Origin of the sequence: Streptomyces bikiniensis (genome assembly GCF_000716625.1) — a bacterium.
Taxonomy (GTDB): Bacteria; Actinomycetota; Actinomycetes; order Streptomycetales; family Streptomycetaceae; genus Streptomyces; species Streptomyces bikiniensis.
Genome location: NZ_JNXJ01000033.1, coordinates 1 through 16,263, shown reverse-complemented (window position 1 = coordinate 16,263; position 16,263 = coordinate 1). Strand labels below are relative to the sequence as shown.

Sequence of the window (16,263 nt, the reverse complement as noted above, 5' to 3'; positions counted from 1 at the left end):
TCCGTTTCGGGCCGACTCCCCCCGCTCTTCGCCTACTTCTTGAGCAGCCCCTTCGCCGTCAGATACTCCTTGGCGACGTCCTCCGGCTTCGCCCGCTCGGCATCCACCTTGCGGTTGAGTTCGGCGAGATCCGCTGTGGTCAGCACCTTGGTGATCTTGTCGAGGGCGGCGGCTATCACGGGAGAACCGGCGTCCTTGGCGTTGACCACGGGCAGGACGTTGTCGGCGTTCTGCAGCTTTTTGTCGTCCGTGAGGAAGACGAGGCCGTAGTTCTCGACCGTGGCGTCCGTGGTGGTCGTCAGGACCAGCTGGTCCACCCCGTCCTTCACGGCCTGCTTGGCCTGCGGGGTGCCGACGCCCTTGGGGTCGATCCCGGCCACGTCGATCCCGTACGTCTTCTTCAGACCGGGGGCGCAGAAGGGGCGCACCGCGCATTCGTCACCGGCGGCGATCTTCACCTTGATCTTGGACGCGCCGAGATCGGAAAGCGTCGTCAGCTTGTTCTTCTCGGCGAATTCCCTGCTCACCGCGAAGGCGTTCTGGTCGACCGCCTCTCCGACCGCGAGGACCTTCAGACCGCGCGGCTCGGCGAGCTTTCGCAGCGCCTCGACCGTGGCCGCCGCGTCGCCGGAGGCGACCGGCTTCTCCTCGGGCGCCTTCGGGCCGTTCACCTTCGCGTTGAGGAATTCCGCGATCGTCGCCGCGTATTCCGGGACGACGTCGATCTCGCCGCTCTCCAGGGAGGGCTCGTACAGCTCGCGGTTCTTCACCGTGGTGATGGAGACGGAGTATCCGGCGTCCCGCAGCGACTGCGCGTACAACTCGGCGAGGACCTTGGCCTCGGTGAAGGCGGCCGCGCCGACCACGAGCGAGCCCTTCGACCCGCCGCCGGAGCCCCCGGAGCTCTTCTCCCTTCCGTCCTCCAGGCTGTCACCGCCGCACGCCGCGAGGGCGGCGGTCAGCGCCGCCGTGCCCAGCAGCGCGCCCGCGATACGCGAGACCCTGTTCACGAGATCACCCATCCAGTCGGCTTCGTCGGATCGTTCTGTTCTTCGGCACGCGCGCGTGCCCCCGGCCCGGACCGCGTCCCGGCCCCGGCAGGAGCCGGTCCGCGCCGGCGAGCACGCCCTCCACCAGGAGGGCGAGCAGGGCCACGAGCACGGCGCCCGCGACCACCTGCCCCGTGTCGTACGTGGCGAACCCCGCCGTGATGATCCGGCCGAGGCCGCCCTGGCCGACCATCGCCGCGACGGTGGCCGTGGCGACCACCTGCACCGCGGCCGAGCGGACCCCGGTCGCCACCACCGGCCGGGCGAGCGGCAGTTCCACCCGGAGGAAGACCTGCCCGCCCGTCATCCCCATGCCCCGCGCGGCCCGCACCGCGGCCCGGTCCACCTCCCGCACCCCCACGTACGCGTTGGTGAGGAGCGGCGGCATCGCGAACAGCACCAGGGCCACCACGGTCGGCACGTAACCGGCGTTCCGCAGGGGCGACACCATGAACAGGGCCAGGACCGCGAAGACGGGCACCGCCCGGCCCACGTTCGACACGTTCACCGCGAGCGCCCCGCCCCGGCCCAGGTGGCCCAGCCACAGGCCGAGCGGCAGCGCGAGCGCCGAGGCGAGCAGGAGCGCGAGCCCGCTCACGTACACGTGCTCGGCGAGGCGCTGCCCGATGCCGCCGTCGCCCGTCCAGTGCGCGCCGGTGGTGAGCCAGCCCCAGGCGTCCGTCACGACCCCCACCTCACCCACCCCCCGGCGCGGTCCGTATCCGGACCCAGGGCGTGAGGAGCCGCTGGAGGCCCAGGAGCAGCAGGTCTGCGACGACGGCGAGCAGCACGCACAGCACCGAGGCGGCGAGCACCTGCGCCTTGAAGAAGGTCGGCAGCGCGTCCTCGATCAGATTGCCGAGGCCGCCGCGCCCGACGACCGAGCCGATCGTCGTCAGCGCGATCGTGGACACCGTCGCCATCCGCACCCCGGCCATCAGGACCGGCAGCGCGAGGGGCAGTTCGACCGCCCACAGCAGCCGCAGCGAGCCGTACCCCATGCCCCGGGCCGCCTCCCGCGTCTCGGCGGGCACGGCCGCGAGGCCCGCCAGCGCGTTCCGCACGAGGATCGTCAGGGCGTACAGCACGAGACCGGTCACCACGAGCGCCGCCGAAAGGCCGAAGAACGGCAGCAGCAGCGAGAACATCGCCAGCGACGGGATCGTGTAGAGCAGCGTGGTCAGTCCGAGGACCGGGCCCGCGAACCGGGGCCTGGCCCGCACGAGCAGCGCCAGCGGCACCGCGACGACGAGCGCGATCAGCACCGAGGCGGCCGTGATTCCCACATGCTGGAGCAGCGCGTCCGTCAGCTCCCCGCGGCGGGTGCGCAGGTACTCCCCGCAGATCCAGTCGTTCGTGACCAGACAGTTCGGCGCGCTCATCGTCCCTCCCCCCGGGCTCTCCACCCCTCCGAACGCCTGTGTGGACGACCCTAACCCCCGCCACCGACAATCCCCGGGATCCGCCACAATGCGGCAACACGCCCTTCACACACCCCCGCCGCCCAGGGGCCAGAATGGGGAACCATGATCCGGTTCGAGCACGTGACCAAGCGGTACGACGACGGCACCACCGCCGTGGACGACCTCTCCTTCGAGGTCGCCGAGGGCGAACTCGTCACCCTGGTCGGCCCGTCCGGCTGCGGAAAGACGACCACCATGATGATGGTCAACCGGCTCGTCGAACCGACCTCCGGCCGCGTCCTCGTCGACGGGAAGGACGTCGCGGACGTCGACCCGGTCGCCCTGCGCCGCAAGATCGGCTACGTCATCCAGCAGGTCGGCCTCTTCCCCCACCGCACCGTCCTCGACAACACCGCGACCGTCCCCTCCCTCCTGGGATGGAAGAAATCGGCGGCACGCGCGCGTGCCGCCGAACTCCTCGACCTCGTCGGCCTCGACCCGGCCACCTACGGCCCCCGCTACCCCGCCCAGCTCTCCGGCGGCCAGCGCCAGCGCGTCGGCGTCGCCCGCGCCCTCGCCGCCGACCCGCCCGTCCTCCTCATGGACGAGCCCTTCGGCGCCGTCGACCCCGTCGTCCGCGAACGCCTCCAGAACGAGTTCCTCGCCCTCCAGGCCACCGTCCGCAAGACCGTCCTCCTCGTCACCCACGACATCGAGGAGGCCGTCCGCATGGGCGACCGCATGGCCGTCTACGGACAGGGCCGCATCGAGCAGTTCGACACCCCCGCCACCGTCCTCGCCGCCCCCGCCACCCCGTACGTCGCGGACTTCGTCGGCAGCGACCGCGGCCTCAAGCGCCTGGCCGTCACCCCCGTCACCGAGGCCGACCTCGACCCCGTACCGGCCGGAGGGGCCGGAGACGGCGACCCCGCCCCCGTACCCCTCGGCACGTCCCTCAAGGACGCGCTCGCCGTCCTCCTCCAGCACGACACCGGCCGCCTCGCCGTCACCGGCGCCGACGGCGCGCCCCTCGGCGTCCTCACCCCCGCCGGCGTCCACCGCGCCCTGCGCCGGGCCACGGCCGCGTGACGGCCCGCGCCCCCGGGATCAGCCCGCGCTGAGCTTCCCGCCCATCCATACGAGCCCCGGCGGAATCTCCCGGTTCCACGTGTTGAAGTTGTGCCCGCCGCTCTCCAGCGTGATCGACGAGACCTCCGCCGGGCTCCTCACCTTCCGGACGAACTCCTGCGTCCCCTTCAGGTTGTCCTCGCCCCTCAACGACGTCGTCACCAGGAACGACGACCTCCCCTGCGGCAGGTGGTCCAGGCTCCACAGCAGGTCCGACCGCTTCCGCAACCGGTCGTCCCCCCGGAAGAGGTCACCGGTCGTCACGTCCTCCGCCGCCCGGTAGTACGCCGAGAAGCCCGCCCCCGCCGCGAACCGGTCCGGACGGTGCAGCGCGATCTTCAACGCGCAGTACGCCCCCGTCGAGTTCCCCATGAAGCCCCAGTTCCGCGGCTCCGTCCCCACCCGGTACGCCTCCGACACCGCCTTCGGCAGGTCCTCCGCGAAGAAGGTCTCCGTCTGCGGACCCCCCGGAACGTCCACGCACTCCGTGTCCCGCGGCGGCGCCACCGTCGGACGCAGCATCACCAGGACCATCGGCTGCATCCGCCCCTGCTTCGCCTGCTCGTACGCCGTCCTCGGGTACTTCAACCCCTTGATCAGGTTCTCCGCCGTTCCCGGATACCCCGTGAGCACCACCGACGCCGGGAACGTGCGCCCCGCGTACTCCTTCCGGAAGTACTCCGGCGGCAGGTACACATAGGCCGGCGAGACGATCTTCGACCGCTCCCCCGCCACCACGACCTTCTGGATCTGCCCGCCGACCTCCGGACGCCCGCCGCCCGGCACGTCCACCGCCTGCTTCCCCACCACCCGCAGGTCCTTCGAACCGGAACCGTGGTCCACGACCACCCCCATGTCCTGCTCCTGCCCGAACAGGTCCGCCCACGAGCCGTAGAAGAGGAACGACCGGTTCGCCGCCAGACCCACCGCCGCGAACAGCGTCACCTGGGTCACCAGCAGCAGCCCCACCCGGCCCACCACCGACCGCCACCCCCCGCGCGCGAGCCGCGGCCACAGCAGCACCGTGGCCAGGAACAGCACCACGGCCGCCACGACCGCCAGCACGAGGACTTTGGTACTGGTGAGACCCATGAGTCGACCGAGCCTTCTTTCCGAGAATTTCCTGTGAACCGATGAACCCGGCCCCGCACGGCGCCGTCCTAGAAGGCGCACCGGCCGGAACGGCCCGCCGAACGCGCCGCGGGGCCCGACCGGAGTCAAAGACCCTGCGCAGGACCACGGGAAGTACGGGAAGCCATGTCTGTCACGGTAGATGGGGACAAAAGAGGAATGGTTCCGGCCCGGGTACGCCGGATTCTCCGCGGCCCCCGGCCCGAGAAGGTCCCCTCGCTCGTCGGAACCGCCTGCACCCTCATCGGCCTCGTCGACATCGCCGCCGGAATCTTCCCCCGCTTCCGCGCCAGCCGCGTCCACGCCCTCGCCGAAGTCCTCCCCGGCGCCCTCGGCCCCCTCTCCGCCGCCCTCTCCCTGAGCGCCGGCGTCCTCCTCCTGCTCCTCGCCCACGGCCTCAAGCGCCACAAGCGCCGCGCCTGGCGCGCCGCCGTCGTCCTCCTCCCCCTCGGCGCCACCGCCCAGTTCGTCTGGCGCCACTCGGTCCTCGGCGTCCTCCTCTCCCTCGCCCTCCTCGCCCTCCTGCTCCGCCACCGCGGCCAGTTCGCCGCCCTCCCCGACCCCCGCAGCCGCTGGCGCGCCCTCGCCAACTTCGTCCTCATGGGCGCCGGCTCCCTCGCCCTCGGCCTCGTCATCGTCAGCGCCCACCCCCGCCGCACCGTCGGCGACCCCAGCCTCACCGACCGCCTCGAACACGTCCTGTACGGACTCTTCGGCGTCGAGGGCCCCGTCGCCTACACCCACGGCGTCGACTGGACCGTCGGCTACTCCCTCGGCGCCCTCGGCATGCTCACCGCCCTCACCACCATCTACCTGGCCTTCCGCCCCGAACACCCCGCCGCCCGCCTCACCGACGACGACGAGACCCGGCTGCGCGCCCTCCTCGACCAGCACGGCGGCCGCGACTCCCTCGGCCACTTCGCCCTCCGCCGCGACAAGGGCGTCGTCTTCTCCCCCAGCGGCAAGGCCGCCGTCTGCTACCGCGTCGTCTCCGGCGTCATGCTCGCCAGCGGCGACCCCATCGGCGACGTCGAGGCCTGGCCCGGCGCCATCGAGCGCTTCATGGACGAAGCCAAGATCCACTCCTGGACCCCCGCTGTCATGGGCTGCTCCGAGACCGGCGGCCAGGTCTGGACCCGCGAGACCGGCCTCGACGCCCTCGAACTCGGCGACGAGGCGATCGTCGACGTCGCGGACTTCTCCCTCTCCGGCCGGGCCATGCGCAACGTCCGCCAGATGGTCAAACGCATCGAACGCAACGGCTACACCACCCGCGTCCGCCGCGTCCGCGACCTCGACGGCACCGAACTCGAACACATCCGCCGCGCCGCCGCCGACTGGCGCGGCACCGACACCGAACGCGGCTTCTCCATGGCCCTCGGCCGCATCGGCGCCCCCGGCGACGGCGACGCCGTCATAGCGACCGCCCACAAAGAGGACGACACCGATGCCGCCTCCCCCTACGGCGACCTCAAGGCGATCATCCACTTCGTCCCCTGGGGCCCCGACGGCATGTCCCTCGAACTCATGCGCCGCGACCGCTCCGCCGACCCCGGCATGAACGAGCTCCTCATCGTCGCCGCCCTCCAGGCCTCCCCCGCCCTCGGCATCGAGCGCGTCTCCCTCAACTTCGCCATGTTCCGCGCCGCCCTCGCCCGCGGCGAGAAGATCGGCGCCGGACCCGTCCTCCGGCTCTGGCGCGGACTCCTCGTCTTCCTCTCCCGCTGGTTCCAGATCGAGTCCCTCTACAAGTTCAACGCCAAGTTCCGGCCCCGCTGGGAACCCCGCTTCGTCGTCTATCGCACCACCCGCGACCTCCCCCGCATCGGCCTCGCCGCCCTGCAGGCCGAAGGCTTCGTGAACCTCTCCCTCCCCCGCCCCTTCGCCCGCCGCCGCCCGGCCCCGGCCCCCCGCCCCTGCGCCCACCTCACCCCCCGCACCTCCACCGAGCACGAGGCCCACGCCGCCTGACCCCTCCCGAACCCCGCCCGGGCCCCAGGGGGCGTCCTGTCGGCCGGGCCGGGCTCGCGGCGCCCGGCCCGACCGACAGGACACCCCCTACGCTGGACCCATGAGTACGACGACCGACCGGGGAACGGCCCGGGGCCTGCCGGAGTGGGACCGCTGCGCGGTCATGGGCGTGGTCAACGTGACCCCCGACTCCTTCTCCGACGGCGGCCGCTGGTTCGACACCACGGCCGCCGTCAAGCACGGCCTCCACCTCGTCGCCGAAGGCGCCGACCTGGTCGACGTCGGCGGCGAGTCCACCCGCCCCGGCGCCACCCGCGTCGACGAGGAGGAAGAACTCCGCCGCGTCGTCCCCGTCGTCCGCGGCCTCGCCGCCGAAGGCGTCACCGTCTCCGTCGACACCATGCGCGCCGCCGTCGCCGCCCGCGCCGTCGACGCCGGCGCCGCCCTCGTCAACGACGTCAGCGGCGGCCTCGCCGACCCCGGCATGGTCCCCGCCGTCGCCGCCGCCGAAGTCCCCTTCGTCGTCATGCACTGGCGCGGCTTCAGCGACACCATGAACGACCTCGCCGTGTACGACGACGTCGTCACCGAGGTCGTCACCGAACTCCGCACCCGCCTGGAAGCCGTCGTCGACGGTGGCGTCCACCCCGACCGCATCGTGATCGACCCCGGCCTCGGCTTCGCCAAACTCGCCCCCCACGACCTCGCCCTCGTCGCCCACCTCCCCGAGCTCCGCGCCCTCGGCCGCCCCCTCCTCGTCGCCGCCTCCCGCAAACGCTTCCTCGGCCACGTCCTCGCCCGCGAGGGCGCCGCCCCGCCCCCCGCCCGCGAGCGCGACGCCGCCACCGCCGCCGTCTCCGCCCTCGCCGCCCACGCGGGCGCGTGGGCCGTCCGCGTCCACGAGGTCCGCGCCACCGCCGACGCCGTCCGGGTCGCCCGCGCCGTCGAAGGAGCCAGATGACCCCCGCCACCGACGCGACCGCCGTCGAAGCCGCCAACACCGCCTTCTACGAGGCCATGGAGACCGGTGACTTCGACACCGTCTCCGGCCTCTGGCTCGACGACGACACCGCCCCCGTCACCTGCGTCCACCCCGGCTGGCCCGTCCTCACCGGCCGCGGCGAGGTCCTCCGCTCGTACGCCCTGATCATGGCGAACACCGAGTACATCCAGTTCTTCCTCACCGACCTCAAGATCTCCCTGGCCGGCGACACCGCCCTCGTCACCTGCACCGAGAACATCCTCAGCGGCGGCCCCGCCGAGGACGGCGCCGAACTCGGACCCCTCGTCGGACAGCTCGTCGTCGCCACCAACGTCTTCCGCCGCACCCCCGACGGCTGGCGGATCTGGTCCCACCACGCCTCCCCCGTCCTCGCCGGCGACGACGGCCCGGACGACGCGGAAACCGCCCCCGACGACCTCGAACCACCCGCCTGACCTGCACTTACGACCACCCCCGGCCCCCCACGGGCACGCCCTGTCGGTCCCCGCGGGTAGATTCGACACCGGACACCCGGCCGTCCGCACCCGGCTGCGTGGCCACCCGAACTACGACAGCAGGAGTGATTCGCGTGGATCGTGTCGCGCTGCGCGGCCTCAAGGCCCGGGGCCACCACGGCGTCTTCCCCAAGGAGCGCGAGGAGGGCCAGACCTTCATCGTGGACCTGACCCTCGGCCTGGACACCCGCCCCGCCGCCGCCGGGGACGACCTCTCCAAGACCGTCCACTACGGCATCGTCGCCGAAGAGGTCGTCGACGTCGTCCAGGGCGAGCCCGTCGACCTCATCGAAACCCTCGCCGAACGCATCGCCCAGCAGTGCCTGAGCCACGCCGGGGTACAGGAGGTGGAGGTCGTCGTCCACAAGCCGGACGCGCCCATCACCGTGCCCTTCGACGACGTCACCGTCACGATCACCCGGAGCCGACGATGAAAGCGACGCACAGCGACCCCACCGTCCAGCCCGTACCCGCCTCCGTCGTCGAGACCGTCGACGCCGCAGACACCACCCTCTCCAACCCCCGCTGGGCCGTCCTCGCCCTCGGCGCCAACCTCGGCAACCGCCTGGAGACCCTCCAGGGCGCCGTCGACGCCCTCGCCGACACCCCCGGACTCCGCGTCAAGGCCGTCTCCCCCGTCTACGAGACCGAGCCCTGGGGCGTCGACCCCGGCAGCCAGCCCTCGTACTTCAACGCCGTCGCCCTCGTGAAGACGACCCTGCCGCCCTCCTCCCTCCTGGAGCGCGCCCACGCCGTCGAGGAGGCCTTCCACCGCGTCCGCGAGGAGCGCTGGGGCCCCCGCACCATCGACGTCGACATCGTCGCGTACGCGGACGTGCTCTCCGACGATCCCGTCCTCACCCTGCCCCACCCCCGCGCCCACCAGCGCGCCTTCGTCCTCGCCCCCTGGCACGACGTGGACCCCGGGGCCCGGCTCCCCGGCCACGGACCGGTCGCGGACCTCCTCTCCACCGTCGGCGCCGAGGGCGTCACCCTCCGTGCCGACCTGGAACTCCGCCTGCCCGAGTAGTCGTTAGGCTCGTGGCAGACCGCCCGCGACCACACGAAGGACACCCGGTGAAACAACTGCGGCTGAAGGTGCTCGCCGGGCTGTTCCTGGCGGCCGGCATCCTCTCCTGGGGCGGCGCCCGGCTCTGGGACGCGGTCGGCTCCCTCCCCAGCGTGCCGGTCGCCGCGCCGATCGTCCTCGCCGTGATCGCCGTCGTCCTCACCGCGACCGCCCTCTCGATCCGCGCCCGCCTCAGGGCCCAGCGGGAGCGCCGCCCCGGCGCCAAGGGCGTCGAACCCCTGATGGCGGCCCGCGCGGTGGTCTTCGGCCAGGCCAGCGCCCTGGTCGCCGCCCTCGTCGCCGGCATGTACGGCGGCACGGGCGTCTTCCTCCTCGGCTCCCTCGACGTCCCGGCCCGCCGCGACCAGGCCCTCTACGCGGCCCTCGCACTCCTGGCGGGCCTGGCCGTCATCGCGGCCGCCCTCTTCCTGGAACGCGTCTGCAGACTCCCGGAGGACGACGACGAGGGCCCGGGCAGCGCCCGGGCCTGAGGGTCCGCCCTTCTCTTCCCGAGGACCGTCCTACCGCGTCGTGGCGCTCAGCGCGCCATGATGAGGCTCATCGCCTCGGCGCGGGTCGCGGGGTCGCGCAGCTGGCCGCGGACGGCCGAGGTGATGGTCTTCGCACCGGGCTTGCGGATGCCGCGCATCGACATGCACATGTGCTCGCACTCGAAGACCACGATGACTCCGCGCGGCTCCAGGATCTCCATCAGCGAGTCGGCCACCTGGGTGGTCAGCCGCTCCTGCACCTGGGGACGGCGGGCGTAGACGTCGACCAGACGGGCCAGCTTCGACAGACCGGTGATCTTCCCCGACGTGGACGGGATGTATCCGACGTGGGCCACCCCGCGAAACGGGACAAGGTGGTGCTCACAGGTCGAAAAAACCTCAATGTCCTTGACCAGCACCATCTCGTCATGACCCAGGTCGAACGTGGTCGTCAGGACGTCCTGGGGCTCCTGCCGCAGGCCCGCGAATATCTCCTTGTACGCCCGCGCCACCCGCGCCGGCGTCTCCCTCAGGCCCTCGCGGTCCGGGTCCTCGCCGACCGCGATGAGGAGCTCTCGTACGGCGTTCTCGGCGCGCTTCTCGTCGAAGTCGCCGATCCTGCCCTCGCCGTCCAGGGTCACCGGGTCGGTCATCTTTGCCTCGTTCCGTATGCCTGTGTGCGCGAATGGCCGCGCCCCCACAGGCTAAAACCTGTGGGGGCGCGGTATCCATTCCGGGTCCGCCCGGTCGGCCGGGGAGGTCAGTCCTCCGGGGACGGGGGGTCCACCGGGGCGATGTCGATGCCCTTGGTGGTCTCCACCGGGGCGGACGAGCCGTTCGCCGTGTTCGTCAGGGCCAGCTCCTTGGGGGAGAGGACCGGCGGACGGGTGGAGGGGGTGCGGCGGGAGGAGCCCGTCCACGCCGGGCGGGCCGGGCGCTTCACGATCGGGGCGAAGATCTCCGCGATCTCCTCCTTGCCGAGGGTCTCCTTCTCCAGGAGGGCGAGGACCAGGTTGTCGAGGACGTCGCGGTTCTCGACCAGGATCTCCCAGGCCTCGTTGTGGGCGGTCTCGATGAGCTTCTTGACCTCTTCGTCGACCAGCGCCGCGACCTCTTCCGAGTAGTCGCGCTGGTGCGCCATCTCGCGCCCGAGGAAGGGCTCGGTGTTGTCGCCGCCGAACTTGATCGCGCCGAGGCGCTCGGTCATGCCGTACTGGGTGACCATCGCGCGGGCCGTGGCGGTGGCCTTCTCGATGTCGTTCGCGGCGCCGGTGGTCGGGTCGTGGAAGACCAGTTCCTCGGCGGCGCGTCCGCCCAGCATGTAGGCGAGCTGGTCGAGCATCTCGTTGCGGGTGGTCGAGTACTTGTCCTCGTCCGGCAGGACCATCGTGTAGCCCAGGGCGCGGCCGCGGGACAGGATGGTGATCTTGTGGACGGGGTCGGAGTTCGGCGAGGCCGCCGCGACCAGGGCGTGGCCGCCCTCGTGGTACGCGGTGATCTTCTTCTCCTTGTCCGACATGATGCGGGTCCGCTTCTGCGGGCCCGCGACCACGCGGTCGATCGCCTCGTCCAGCGCCTTGTTGTCGATGAGCTTCTGGTCGCTGCGGGCGGTGAGGAGCGCCGCCTCGTTGAGGACGTTGGAGAGGTCCGCGCCGGTGAAGCCGGGGGTGCGTCGGGCGACGGCGCCGAGGTCGACGTCCGGGGCGACCGGCTTGCCCTTCTGGTGGACCTTGAGGATCTCCAGGCGGCCCTGCATGTCGGGGCGGTCGACGGCGATCTGCCGGTCGAAGCGGCCGGGGCGCAGGAGGGCCGGGTCGAGGATGTCGGGCCGGTTCGTGGCGGCGATCAGGATGACGCCGCCCTTGACGTCGAAGCCGTCCATCTCCACGAGCAGCTGGTTGAGGGTCTGCTCGCGCTCGTCGTGGCCGCCGCCGAGGCCGGCGCCGCGGTGGCGTCCGACGGCGTCGATCTCGTCCACGAAGACGATGGCGGGCGCGTTGGCCTTGGCCTGCTCGAAGAGGTCGCGGACCCGGGAGGCGCCGACGCCGACGAACATCTCGACGAAGTCGGAGCCGGAGATCGAGTAGAACGGGACCCCGGCCTCGCCGGCGACGGCGCGCGCGAGGAGCGTCTTGCCGGTTCCGGGGGGGCCGTAGAGCAAGACGCCCTTGGGGATCTTGGCGCCGACGGCCTGGAACTTGGCGGGCTCCTGGAGGAATTCCTTGATCTCGTGGAGCTCCTCGACGGCCTCGTCCGAGCCGGCGACGTCGGCGAAGGTGGTCTTCGGGGTGTCCTTGGTGATGAGCTTGGCCTTGGACTTGCCGAACTGCATGACGCGGGAGCCGCCGCCCTGCATCTGGTTCATCAGGAAGAGGAAGACGACCACGATGAGGACGAAGGGGAGGAGGGAGAGGAGGATCGAGACGAGGGCCGACTGCTTCGTCGGGGAGACGGTGTAGCCCTTCTCGATCTGTCCGGCCTCGAACTTCTCCTGGAGCTTGTCGGCGAGGGCGACGCCCTGGCTGCCAATGTAGCTGGCCTGGATCTTGTCGCTCTTGTCGATCTTCTGGCCGTCGACGAGCTCGAGCTTGACGAGCTGTTCGTCACCGGTGGTGATCTTTGCCTGCTTGACCTGGTTCTTGTCGATCGCCTGGACGACCTTGCCGGTGTCCACCGTCTTGTAGCCCTCGGACGAGCCGACGACCTGCATCAGCACGACCACGGCGAGGACGGCCAGCACGATCCACATGACCGGCCCACGGAAGTATCGCTTCACGTCCATCCATACGGAGCGATAGCGCTCCGTCCCTCCTGCCCGTAGGAAAATGCTGCTGTGAGAGCTGCTGTGAGTACTGCGGTGTGAAAAAGCTGTTCTTCGGACGGTACCTCAGCATCGTCGCCCGCGACCGCCTTCCCGTGGTTCAACGGAGGGAAGGCGGTGCGGGTTCCCCGTACGGCCGTGGGTTCAGCCGCCGTAGACGTGCGGGGCGAGCGTGCCGACGAAGGGGAGGTTCCGGTACTTCTCGGCGTAGTCGAGGCCGTAGCCGACGACGAACTCGTTGGGGATGTCGAAGCCGATCCACTTGACGTCGATGGCGACCTTGGCGGCCTCGGGCTTGCGCAGGAGGGTGCAGACCTCCAGGGAGGCGGGTTCGCGCGAGCCGAGGTTGGACAGGAGCCAGGACAGGGTGAGGCCGGAGTCGATGATGTCCTCGACGATCAGGACGTGCTTGCCCTTGATGTCGGTGTCGAGGTCCTTGAGGATGCGGACGACGCCGGAGGACTGGGTGCCGGCGCCGTAGGAGGAGACGGCCATCCAGTCCATGGTGACGGGGGTGGACAGGGCGCGCGCCAGGTCCGCCATCACCATCACGGCGCCCTTGAGGACGCCGACGATGAGCAGGTCCTTGCCCGCGTATTCCGTGTCGATCTTCGCGGCCAGCTCGGTCAGCTTGGCGTCGATCTCTTCCTTGGTGATGAGCACCGACTGGAGGTCGGTGCCCATGTCCTTCTCGTTCACCCGGGTCACTTTCGTTGCAGCGTGCGTCAGCCTTGCCGAATGACCAGTCTGCCACCCTGGCGGCGGGCTTCGACGCGGCCGGGCAGGTTGATGGCTCCCTGACCGCGCCAGCCGGTGACGAGGCGGTCGACTTCCTCGATGTGGCGGGCGAAGAGGGATCCGGCGGGGGCGCCCTCGGCGATGACGGCGCGCCGCAGGACGCGGCGGCGTACGGCGGGGGGCAGTCCGAAGAGCTTGGCGCACTCCAGGGCGCCGGCCTCGTCGCGTACGGCGGTCTCGGCGTCGGCGGCCCAGGTGTCGAGGGCGTCGGCGTCGTCGCGGGAGAGCTGGGCCGTGCGGGCGAGGGCTTCGACGACGCCTTTTCCGAGGGCCTTCTCCAGGGCGGGGAGGCCTTCGTGGCGGAGTCGGGAGCGGGTGTAGGCGGGGTCGGTGTTGTGGGGGTCGTCCCAGACGGCGAGTTCCTGGGCGACGCAGGCCTTGCGGACGGTCTGGCGGTCGAGCTGGAGGAAGGGGCGCCGGTAGCGGCGGGTGGCGCCGGAGACGGCGGCCATGCCGGAGAGGGAGCGGATCCCGGAGCCGCGGGCGAGGCCGAGGAGGACGGTTTCGGCCTGGTCGTCGCGGGTGTGGCCGAGGAGGACGGCGGCGGCGCCGTGGCGTTCGGCGGCGGCGTCGAGGGCCGCGTAGCGGGCGTCGCGGGCGGCGGCCTCGGGTCCTCCTTCGCGTCCGACGGTGACGGCGACGGCCTCGGAGGGGGTGAGGCCGAGCGCGGTCATACGTTCGGCGACCTCGGCGGCCCGGGTGTCGGAGCCGTCCTGGAGGCCGTGGTCGACGGTGATGCCGCCGGCGCGTACGGGGAGTTTGCGGGCTTCGAAGGCGAGGGCGGAGGCGAGCGCCATGGAGTCGGCGCCTCCGGAGCAGGCGACGAGCACGAGGGGGGCGTGCGGGTCGGGTGCGGTGGAGGTGGGGGTGTTCCGGTGCTCGGCCCGGTGTTCGGTGAGGACGTCGTGGAGTACGCGGCGGACCGCCAGGCGTATCGCCGCGACCGCAGGATGGGGACCCATGTCCGGTGCCCTTCGTGATGGGGTGGGGTGCCTCGGTCGGAGTCTTAACGGTCGGAATGGGGGGTTCGGTCACTCAGAGTGCGTCGATGGTGACAGAAACCCGGCCGTTACCCGAGCATTGCACGCCTCACCCCGTGGTCAGGGTCCCTCGGACGGGTGATTGGCGGAGGGTCGACCGGCGTTCTGGTGCCGTCTGTCCCGTGCGCCTCACGAGTCTGCCTTACGGTGCACCCTCGCGATCCAGTCGGCGGGGGCGGCGATCTCGCTCTTGGTGGGGAGCGTGTTGGGGGAGGTCCAGACGCGGTTGAAGCCGTCCATGCCGACCTGGTCGACGACGGCGCGGACGAAGCGTTCGCCGTCGCGGTACTGGCGGAGCTTGGCGTCGAGGCCGAGGAGCTTGCGGAGGGCGAGGTCGAGGCGGGAGGCGCCGCGGGCGCGGCGGGCCTGGAACTTCTCGCGGATCTCGGCGACGGAGGGGACGACCTGGGGGCCGACGCCGTCCATGACGTAGTCGGCGTGGCCTTCGAGGAGGGACATGACGGCGGTGAGGCGGCCGAGGATCTCGCGCTGTTCGGGGGACTGGACGAGTTCGACCAGGGAGGGGGCGGGTTCGCCCTCCTCTCCTTCGGGGCGTCCGCCGGCGAGGGTCTGGGCGGCTTCGCGGAGGCGTTCGACGAAGGTGCCGGGGTCGACGTCGGTGGCGGCGAGGAACGTCTGGATTTCGCCCTGGAGGTGGTCGCGGAGCCAGGGGACGGCGGTGAACTGGGTGCGGTGGGTCTCCTCGTGGAGGCAGACCCAGAGCCGGAAGTCGTGCGGGGAGACTTCGAGTTCGCGTTCGACGTGGACGATGTTGGGGGCGACGAGGAGGAGGCGTCCGGCGCCGTTCGCGCCGGCGGGGAGGTCGCGGGTGGCGGGGGCGAAGGTCTCGTACTGGCCGAGGATGCGGGAGGCGAGGAAGGACAGGAGCATGCCGAGTTCGACGCCGGTGACCTTGCCGCCGACGGCGCCGAGGACGGCGCTGCCGGGGACGGCGGAGCGGCGCTCCTGCATCTTGCCGAGGAGGGGGGTGAGGAGTTCGCGGAAGCCGGCGACGTTGGCCTTGATCCAGCCGGCGCGGTCGACCACGAGGACGGGGGTGTCGGGGGGTTCGTGGCCTTCGGGGATCATGCGGGTGTAGGCGCGGACGTGTTCTTCCGAGGCCTTGGCGTGCCTGCGGAGTTCGGCGACGACCGCGCGGGCCTCGTCGCGGGAGACTTCGGGTCCTGGCCGTACGAGGCGGGTCGCGGTCGCGACCGCGAGGTTCCAGTCGACCATCCCTGATGTGCCTGCGCCACCGATGCTCGTCATGTGTCAACCGTACGGTCTCGGGCCGCGTTCGGTGTGTGTTCGGTACGGACCTCCTCAGGACGGGTCCTGTCCGGTCAGGGCGGCGGAGAGGCGGTCGAGGGCGGGCTGGGCCTGGTACGGGGAGGGGGTGCGGCCGGCGAGGAAGGCGAAGGCGAGGAGGCGTCCGTCGGGGGTGGCGACGGTGCCGGCGAGGGTGTTGACGCCGGTGAGGGTGCCGGTCTTGGCGCGGACGAGGCCGGCTCCGGCGGGGGCGGTGTCGAAGCGGTCGGTGAGGGTGCCGGTGAAGCCGCCGACGGGGAGGCCGGTGAGGAGGGGGCGCAGGGCGGGGCGGGCGGGGTCGGCCGCGCGGGTGAGGAGGCCGGTGAGGAGGGCGGCGGAGACGCGGTCGTCGCGGTCGAGGCCGCTGCCGTCGGCGAAGCGGGTGCCGGTGACGGGGAGGCCGAGGCGGGCGAGTTCGGCGCGGACGGCCTTTCCGGCGCCGTCGAAGCTCGCGGGGAGCTCACGGGCGAGGGCGGTCTGGCGGGCGAGGGCTTCGGCGAGGTCGTTGTCGCTGTGGGTGAGGGTGCGTTCGACCAGGTCGGCGAGGGGTGCGGAGT

The 16,263-nt window shown here is 71.7% G+C and carries 17 protein-coding genes; 7 read left to right on the top strand and 10 right to left on the bottom strand.

What is annotated here, in order from left to right; genetic code table 11:
• Window positions 1–32: 32 nt before the first annotated feature.
• The 3 genes from OO47_RS24155 to OO47_RS24145 are packed head-to-tail and all read right to left on the bottom strand — an operon-like array spanning window position 33 to window position 2,431.
• On the bottom strand, window positions 33–1,022 hold the full coding sequence (locus OO47_RS24155) for an ABC transporter substrate-binding protein (RefSeq protein ID WP_030219447.1): 990 nt from the start codon (window positions 1,020–1,022) through the stop codon (window positions 33–35).
• Window positions 1,015–1,743: an ABC transporter permease gene (locus OO47_RS24150; RefSeq protein WP_063831928.1), complete on the bottom strand. Its 729-nt coding sequence runs from the start codon at window positions 1,741–1,743 to the stop codon at window positions 1,015–1,017. The genes OO47_RS24155 and OO47_RS24150 overlap by 8 nt, the downstream gene beginning before the upstream one ends.
• Before the next feature lies 1 nt (window position 1,744).
• Window positions 1,745–2,431 carry an ABC transporter permease gene (locus OO47_RS24145; RefSeq protein WP_030219442.1) on the bottom strand — a complete coding sequence of 229 codons (687 nt, stop codon included), beginning with the start codon at window positions 2,429–2,431 and terminating at the stop codon, window positions 1,745–1,747.
• A gap of 144 nt (window positions 2,432–2,575) precedes the next feature.
• Between OO47_RS24145 and OO47_RS24140 the strand changes: the two genes are divergently transcribed.
• Entirely contained in the window at window positions 2,576–3,541 is a 966-nt protein-coding gene (locus tag OO47_RS24140; RefSeq protein ID WP_030219431.1) for an ABC transporter ATP-binding protein, read from the top strand.
• An 18-nt stretch (window positions 3,542–3,559) separates the two neighbouring features.
• On the opposite strand, the gene OO47_RS24135 is transcribed toward OO47_RS24140, so the two are convergent.
• The gene (locus OO47_RS24135; protein ID WP_030219428.1) at window positions 3,560–4,672 is read right to left on the bottom strand and encodes an alpha/beta hydrolase; all 1,113 of its coding nucleotides are present in this window, start codon (window positions 4,670–4,672) and stop codon (window positions 3,560–3,562) included.
• A 198-nt stretch (window positions 4,673–4,870) separates the two neighbouring features.
• Here OO47_RS24135 and OO47_RS24130 point away from each other — a divergent pair, with 198 nt between their 5' ends.
• The 6 genes from OO47_RS24130 (at window position 4,871) to OO47_RS24105 (ending at window position 9,739) form a co-directional block, all read left to right on the top strand.
• On the top strand, window positions 4,871–6,682 hold the full coding sequence (locus OO47_RS24130; RefSeq protein WP_030219424.1) for a phosphatidylglycerol lysyltransferase domain-containing protein: 1,812 nt from the start codon (window positions 4,871–4,873) through the stop codon (window positions 6,680–6,682).
• Window positions 6,683–6,782: 100 nt separating this feature from the next.
• Window positions 6,783–7,643 (top strand): dihydropteroate synthase, encoded by an 861-nt coding sequence (gene folP, locus OO47_RS24125; RefSeq protein WP_030219422.1) that lies wholly within the window; start codon window positions 6,783–6,785, stop codon window positions 7,641–7,643.
• Window positions 7,640–8,119 (top strand): nuclear transport factor 2 family protein, encoded by a 480-nt coding sequence (locus tag OO47_RS24120; RefSeq protein WP_030219419.1) that lies wholly within the window; start codon window positions 7,640–7,642, stop codon window positions 8,117–8,119. The genes folP and OO47_RS24120 overlap by 4 nt, the downstream gene beginning before the upstream one ends.
• Window positions 8,120–8,253: 134 nt before the next feature.
• Window positions 8,254–8,613, top strand: a complete 360-nt coding sequence (folB, locus tag OO47_RS24115; protein WP_030219416.1) for a dihydroneopterin aldolase — start codon at window positions 8,254–8,256, stop codon at window positions 8,611–8,613.
• Window positions 8,610–9,209 (top strand): 2-amino-4-hydroxy-6-hydroxymethyldihydropteridine diphosphokinase, encoded by a 600-nt coding sequence (folK, locus tag OO47_RS24110; protein ID WP_030219413.1) that lies wholly within the window; start codon window positions 8,610–8,612, stop codon window positions 9,207–9,209. Before folB ends, folK begins: the two co-directional genes overlap by 4 nt.
• A 47-nt stretch (window positions 9,210–9,256) precedes the next feature.
• Complete coding sequence (locus tag OO47_RS24105; protein ID WP_030219411.1) at window positions 9,257–9,739, top strand: DUF3180 domain-containing protein; 483 nt, start codon at window positions 9,257–9,259, stop codon at window positions 9,737–9,739.
• Between the two features lie 47 nt (window positions 9,740–9,786).
• Here OO47_RS24105 and folE read toward each other — a convergent pair whose 3' ends face one another.
• The 6 genes from folE to dacB all read right to left on the bottom strand — a co-directional run.
• Entirely contained in the window at window positions 9,787–10,392 is a 606-nt protein-coding gene (gene folE / locus OO47_RS24100; RefSeq protein WP_030219409.1) for a GTP cyclohydrolase I FolE, read from the bottom strand.
• Window positions 10,393–10,499: 107 nt separating this feature from the next.
• Complete coding sequence (gene ftsH, locus OO47_RS24095) at window positions 10,500–12,521, bottom strand: ATP-dependent zinc metalloprotease FtsH (RefSeq protein WP_030219406.1); 2,022 nt, start codon at window positions 12,519–12,521, stop codon at window positions 10,500–10,502.
• Between the two features lie 183 nt (window positions 12,522–12,704).
• Window positions 12,705–13,244 (bottom strand): hypoxanthine phosphoribosyltransferase, encoded by a 540-nt coding sequence (gene hpt, locus OO47_RS24090; protein ID WP_030219403.1) that lies wholly within the window; start codon window positions 13,242–13,244, stop codon window positions 12,705–12,707.
• Between the two features lie 41 nt (window positions 13,245–13,285).
• Window positions 13,286–14,320: a tRNA lysidine(34) synthetase TilS gene (gene tilS / locus OO47_RS24085; RefSeq protein WP_030219400.1), complete on the bottom strand. Its 1,035-nt coding sequence runs from the start codon at window positions 14,318–14,320 to the stop codon at window positions 13,286–13,288.
• A 207-nt stretch (window positions 14,321–14,527) separates the two neighbouring features.
• Window positions 14,528–15,667 carry a zinc-dependent metalloprotease gene (locus OO47_RS24080; protein WP_030219397.1) on the bottom strand — a complete coding sequence of 380 codons (1,140 nt, stop codon included), beginning with the start codon at window positions 15,665–15,667 and terminating at the stop codon, window positions 14,528–14,530.
• A 54-nt stretch (window positions 15,668–15,721) separates the two neighbouring features.
• On the bottom strand, window positions 15,722–16,263 hold a 542-nt coding region (gene dacB / locus OO47_RS24075; RefSeq protein ID WP_033210118.1), incomplete at its 5' end, for a D-alanyl-D-alanine carboxypeptidase/D-alanyl-D-alanine endopeptidase.

Bases quoted from the DNA above. Each gene is read 5' to 3' on its own strand.
- OO47_RS24140 (WP_030219431.1), top strand. From the start codon at position 2,576: ATGATCCGGTTCGAGCACGTGACCAAGCGGTACGACGACGGCACCACC.
- OO47_RS24130 (WP_030219424.1), top strand. From the start codon at position 4,871: ATGGTTCCGGCCCGGGTACGCCGGATTCTCCGCGGCCCCCGGCCCGAG.
- folP (WP_030219422.1), top strand. From the start codon at position 6,783: ATGAGTACGACGACCGACCGGGGAACGGCCCGGGGCCTGCCGGAGTGG.
- OO47_RS24145 (WP_030219442.1), bottom strand. From the start codon at position 2,431: ATGAGCGCGCCGAACTGTCTGGTCACGAACGACTGGATCTGCGGGGAG.
- folE (WP_030219409.1), bottom strand. From the start codon at position 10,392: ATGACCGACCCGGTGACCCTGGACGGCGAGGGCAGGATCGGCGACTTC.
- OO47_RS24080 (WP_030219397.1), bottom strand. From the start codon at position 15,667: ATGACGAGCATCGGTGGCGCAGGCACATCAGGGATGGTCGACTGGAAC.
- OO47_RS24155 (WP_030219447.1), bottom strand. From the start codon at position 1,022: ATGGGTGATCTCGTGAACAGGGTCTCGCGTATCGCGGGCGCGCTGCTG.
- tilS (WP_030219400.1), bottom strand. From the start codon at position 14,320: ATGGGTCCCCATCCTGCGGTCGCGGCGATACGCCTGGCGGTCCGCCGC.
- hpt (WP_030219403.1), bottom strand. From the start codon at position 13,244: ATGGGCACCGACCTCCAGTCGGTGCTCATCACCAAGGAAGAGATCGAC.
- folK (WP_030219413.1), top strand. From the start codon at position 8,610: ATGAAAGCGACGCACAGCGACCCCACCGTCCAGCCCGTACCCGCCTCC.
- ftsH (WP_030219406.1), bottom strand. From the start codon at position 12,521: ATGGACGTGAAGCGATACTTCCGTGGGCCGGTCATGTGGATCGTGCTG.
- OO47_RS24120 (WP_030219419.1), top strand. From the start codon at position 7,640: ATGACCCCCGCCACCGACGCGACCGCCGTCGAAGCCGCCAACACCGCC.
- OO47_RS24135 (WP_030219428.1), bottom strand. From the start codon at position 4,672: ATGGGTCTCACCAGTACCAAAGTCCTCGTGCTGGCGGTCGTGGCGGCC.